At 58.2% G+C, this 4,519-nt stretch carries 2 protein-coding genes and 1 pseudogene; 1 reads left to right on the forward strand and 2 read right to left on the reverse strand.

All coding sequences use genetic code 11. The features are described 5' to 3' along the window. Positions 1 to 1,562: AAA family ATPase (locus DSM3645_RS14885; protein WP_002653044.1), on the reverse strand; the 1,562-nt coding region annotated here is incomplete at its 3' end. Between the two features lie 514 nt (positions 1,563 to 2,076). On the opposite strand from DSM3645_RS14885, the gene DSM3645_RS14890 reads away from it, so the two are divergent. Continuing rightward, positions 2,077 to 3,030, forward strand: coding sequence for an IS110 family transposase (locus DSM3645_RS14890; protein WP_002653045.1), 954 nt, complete (start codon positions 2,077 to 2,079; stop codon positions 3,028 to 3,030). 1,259 nt (positions 3,031 to 4,289) lie between these two features. On the opposite strand, the pseudogene DSM3645_RS30645 reads toward DSM3645_RS14890, so the two are convergent. Further along, positions 4,290 to 4,519, reverse strand: a pseudogene (locus DSM3645_RS30645) (hypothetical protein); the annotation flags it as partial.

Below are 4,519 nucleotides of genomic sequence, written 5' to 3' on the forward strand. Positions count from 1 at the left end.
TTCTCTTGGTCCGCACAGCGGACCCTACGCCCGACATCTACGTCGGGACCGGACCGGACCGCTTCGTTTTTTTCTGGCGGGCTCGAGCGGTCGATCCACCGATAGATCGGAGCGCGTTCCGTTTTTTGCTCGGAGGACTCGATCGGTTTAATTTTTCCTAGCGCAAGCAAGCGATCCCACGCGGCCGCGAAGCGACTTCCGTTGATGCCGCATTGTTCGCGGATTCGCGATTTGGTGGCTTGCGTCGCTTCGACGTGGGTCAGCGTCGCGTGAATTTTGGTTTGCAATCGTTGGTCGTGGGCGGCCGCGGCGTTGGCCGCCGCTTCGACTTCGATCGACTCGACATCGCGCAGCGTGATTTGCCAACTTCTTCCCTGCGGATCTTCTAATTTTCCCTCGTCGATATCGACGCCCCATTCGCCTCCTTGGCCGGCGCAGCCGCCGTAGGTGAGACGTAACCGATGCTGACCGCTGCCGGGCGAATATGTTTCGCGGCGCTGCAGCAACATCCACTGCCGCGCGAAATCGAGACTCGCCGCGACATCGGTCGCCAAGGTCGCGCCGCGGGGGATCGCTTTGTGCGACTGACAACATAAGATCGGCGTCGCGCCGGCCGCTTTGCAGCAGCCGACCAAGTTGCGCAGCTGCTTGGCTTGCGCCTGCTTGCCGGTCGAAGTCAGCCGCAACGCATCGATCACAACCACTTCGAGTTCATTACCACGGATCCAGTCGCGCAGCTGATCCAAGTGCGCCGGATCGGCCGCGTCGGCGACCAACAGCGACCAAATCAGATTCGGCAACTTGCTCGAATCGACGCCGCCCGCTTCGCTCCACCGCCCGGCAAGATCGCTCAGCGCTTGCCGCTCGTCATGACGGCTGACATAGCCGACGCGAAACGGACGATCGGCGGTGAACTGCCCCAAGAATTGGCCCCCGCTCGCCAGCGCCGCGCACAGATCGACGGCGATCGAGGACTTCATGCTTTTGCTCGGCCCGACGATCACCGCCGGTTCGTTTTGCACGAATATCCCCGGCGCTAACCACTGCAGCGGTTCTTGCTGGGCGATCAACTCGGCGGTGGTCAACGTTTGAAACGGACTGGCGCCGCCGGCCGTATCGAGCCGGACGAGTTCGCTATTGGGCAGCGTCAACTCGGCCGCCTGATGCGCCTGAAAACGCTTTTCGAGCGTCGCCGTATAGTCGTCAAAATTTTTGATTTGGCCGCGGCAATGCAGGACCTCGCTCAGCATTTCGAGCGCACTTTCTTCGGGATATCCTGCGACGTCAAGCCGCGCGAGGAGCTCCGGCAGATCGTTGCAGCGGATCCGGCGCGATTGCATTTGCAGCATCGCGCGGAAGATGTCAAAGTGCGTCTGATGTTGAAAATGTTCAGGCCGCAGCGGGCAAGTCGAAAAGAGGTCGGACCGCATCAACACCACGGCGAGCCACCGCGCTTCGGCGATTTCGCCGCGCGTTAGATTACGCGTCTGAAGGTCGACGCTTCGCGTCGTGGGATCAGCGCACAAACGGGCGATCAGCCGACGAAGTTGGTTGAGTGTCATCACAAATTGCCTCCCCACGAAAAGTCGAAACGTCAAAACCGCGCAGCGCCAAAGGCGCCGCAAGACCGACCGTTTGGGTAGTCGACCCCAGTTCCGTGCGCTTCGTCAAGAGACAATTTTCGCGCGACGTAGGGTGGGTGGAGCAAGCGATTTCCGCCCCCCAACTCGAACAACATCACCGCTTGCGCAACCCACCAATGATCGGCTCTCAAGCAGGCTCTGGTGGGTTACGCAAACCGGTCGTGCTGGTTGGTGATGGTGAAATCGAGCGCGGTTTTGCTTCACCCACCCTTGTATCTTGAATCTAGCTGCAGGTGAGATAGAAAAAGGCTTTGTTCCGTCTTGCGAGCGTAGCGAGCGAGACGGAACAAAGCGGCGGGCGGCAGATCGTCCCACCCTTGGTCGTAAGACCGTAGCGTAGCTGGGTCGCCGTCCGCTTTTTCGTGCTGAAACCCGAACAGTCGCCAGAGCGGCGCAGTAACGCCAGCTCGTATCACAAGGCTGGGCCTCGCACATGTCTGATACTAACAAAATTTGCGTGGGTGTCGACGTTTCGAAATCCAAATGGGACGTCGCCATCACGGGAAGCCGTCAAACTTACACCTTCGAAGCCAATGCGGTCGGCCAGCAACAACTGCTGGATCTGCTCCAGCCGCTTGACGTCGAGATCATCTGTCTCGAAGCGACCGGCTGCTACCATCATGACCTGGTGAAGCTGCTGCAGTGCAGCGGTTATCCGGTCGCCGTCGTCAATCCGCGGCTGCCGCGCGATTTCGCGCGCTCCATGAACCGACTTGCCAAAACCGACAAGATCGACGCTCAGATTCTGGCGCTATTCGCTCAACGTTACGAGCCGCGGCCAATGCCAGAAACCTCGCAAATACTCGAGAATCTGACGGCTTTATCGACTCGACGCCGTCAACTGATCAACATGCGGACGCAGGAGAAGAATCGTCTCGAATCGACTCGCGAGCCGAACATGCGCCGCTCCGTCGAGTCGCACTTGGCTTACATCAATGCTGAAATCGAACAGCTGCAGCAGCAAATGGAACAGTTGATCAACTCGGATCCGCAGTTGCAACAAACAACGGCGCTGCTCGCCTCGACGCCTGGCATCGGCGTGCTAACCGCGTGCCGACTGGCGATCGAACTGCCAGAGCTTGGCCACGTGAATCGCAAGGAGGCGGCGCGGCTGGCCGGTCTCGCTCCGATCAACCGCGACAGCGGCGTTTTCCGTGGCAAACGCACCACCGGCGGAGGGCGATCGCACGTGCGAAACGCGCTCTACATGCCAACGCTGGTAGCGACAAGACGGAACCCAAAGATCAAAGCGTTTTACGACCGCCTGGTCGCCGAAGGCAAACCCAAAATGGTCGCCCTGGTCGCCTGCATGCGGAAGCTGCTTACTATCCTCAATCTCATGGCCAAAGAGGGAAAAGCATGGAATGAGAAATTGAAAACGGCTTGACGATCAAGACAGTCGCTACGGTTTTTGTAGTTGACGCTGGGTGCGTGCGCTTTGTCAAGAGACAATTTTTGGCGGGCTGCTCAGAGATGTAGGGTGGGTGGAGCAAGCGATTTCCGCCCCCCAAACTCGAACAACATCACCGCTTGCGCAACCCACCAATGCCGCCATGCTGACAAGCAGGTTCTGGTGGGTTACGCAAACCGGTCATGTCGGTTGGCGATGGTGAAATCGAGCGCGGTTTTGCTTCAACCACCCTACGATTTTTGTAGTTGACCCGGGGTCCGTGCGCTTCGTCAAGAGACAATTTTATCGCTGGGCGGCCCGACTAGTTCGTGCAGATGTAGGGTGGGTGGAGCAAGCGATTTCCGCCCCCCAAACTCGAACAACATCACCGCTTGCGCAACCCACCGATGATCGGCTCTCAAGCAGGTTCTGGTGGGTTACGCAAACCGGTCATGTCGATTGGTGATGGTGAAATCGAGCGCGGTTTTGCTGCACCCACCCTACGATTTTTGTAGTTGACGCTGGGTCCGTGCGCTTTGTCAAGAGACAATTTTTGCGCGGCGTAGCGCGGGTAGAGCAAGCGACGTAGGGTGGGTGGAGCAAGCGATTTCCGGCCCCCAAACTCGAACAACATCACCGCTTGCGCAACCCACCGATGCCGCCATGCTGACGAGCAGGTTCTGGTGGGTTACGCAAACCGATCATGTTGGTTGGCGATGGTGAAATTGTTCGCGGTTTTGCTGCACCCACCCTACGATTTTTGTAGTTGACGCTGGGTGCGTGCGCTTTGTCAATGGACAATTTTATCGCTGGGCGGCCCGACTAGTTCGTGCAGATGTAGGGTGGGTGGAGCAAGCGATTTCCGGCCCCCAAACTCAAACCACATCACCGCTTGCGCAACCCACCGATGATCGGTTTTCGAGCAGGCTCTGGTGGGTTACGCAAACCGGTCGTGCTGGTTGGCGATGGTGAAATCGAGCGCGGTTTTGCTGCACCCACCCTACGATTTTTGTAGTTGACGCTGGGTGCGTGCGCTTTGTCAAGGGACAATTTTATCGCTGGGCGGCCCGACTAGTTCGTGCAGATGTAGGGTGGGTGGAGCAAGCGATTTCCGCCCCCCAAACTCGAACAACATCACCGCTTGCGCAACCCACCGATGATCGGTTCTCAAGCAGGTTCTGGTGGGTTACGATCAAGACAGTCGCTACAAAGATTTCAGCGTCGCAAGACGATTCCAACGCGGCCTTGAGTATCCGCTATTGGGCTTGTGCCGAATTCCGGCGATTTTTCCAATACGCGGCCTGCAGGTAGAAGATCCCACAGCTGGAGACTTTTTCGCTATCGAGTCGCAAAATGGCTTCGGCCAGAAACTCTTGTTGTTGCGGCGGAAAATTCTCTTGAGTGGCAATCAGCTGCGCGAGCGCCGCTTCGCCGCTTTCGCGGATGCAGTACCAAACTTTGCGATAACGACCAGTGGAGGTCAGCC

Origin of the sequence: Blastopirellula marina DSM 3645, assembly GCF_000153105.1 — a bacterium.
GTDB classification, from domain to species: domain Bacteria; phylum Planctomycetota; class Planctomycetia; order Pirellulales; family Pirellulaceae; genus Blastopirellula; species Blastopirellula marina.

What these genes read in the sequence shown, in the direction of transcription:
- DSM3645_RS14890 (WP_002653045.1), top strand. Translation starts at nt 2,077, where the DNA reads ATGTCTGATACTAACAAAATTTGCGTGGGTGTCGACGTTTCGAAATCC.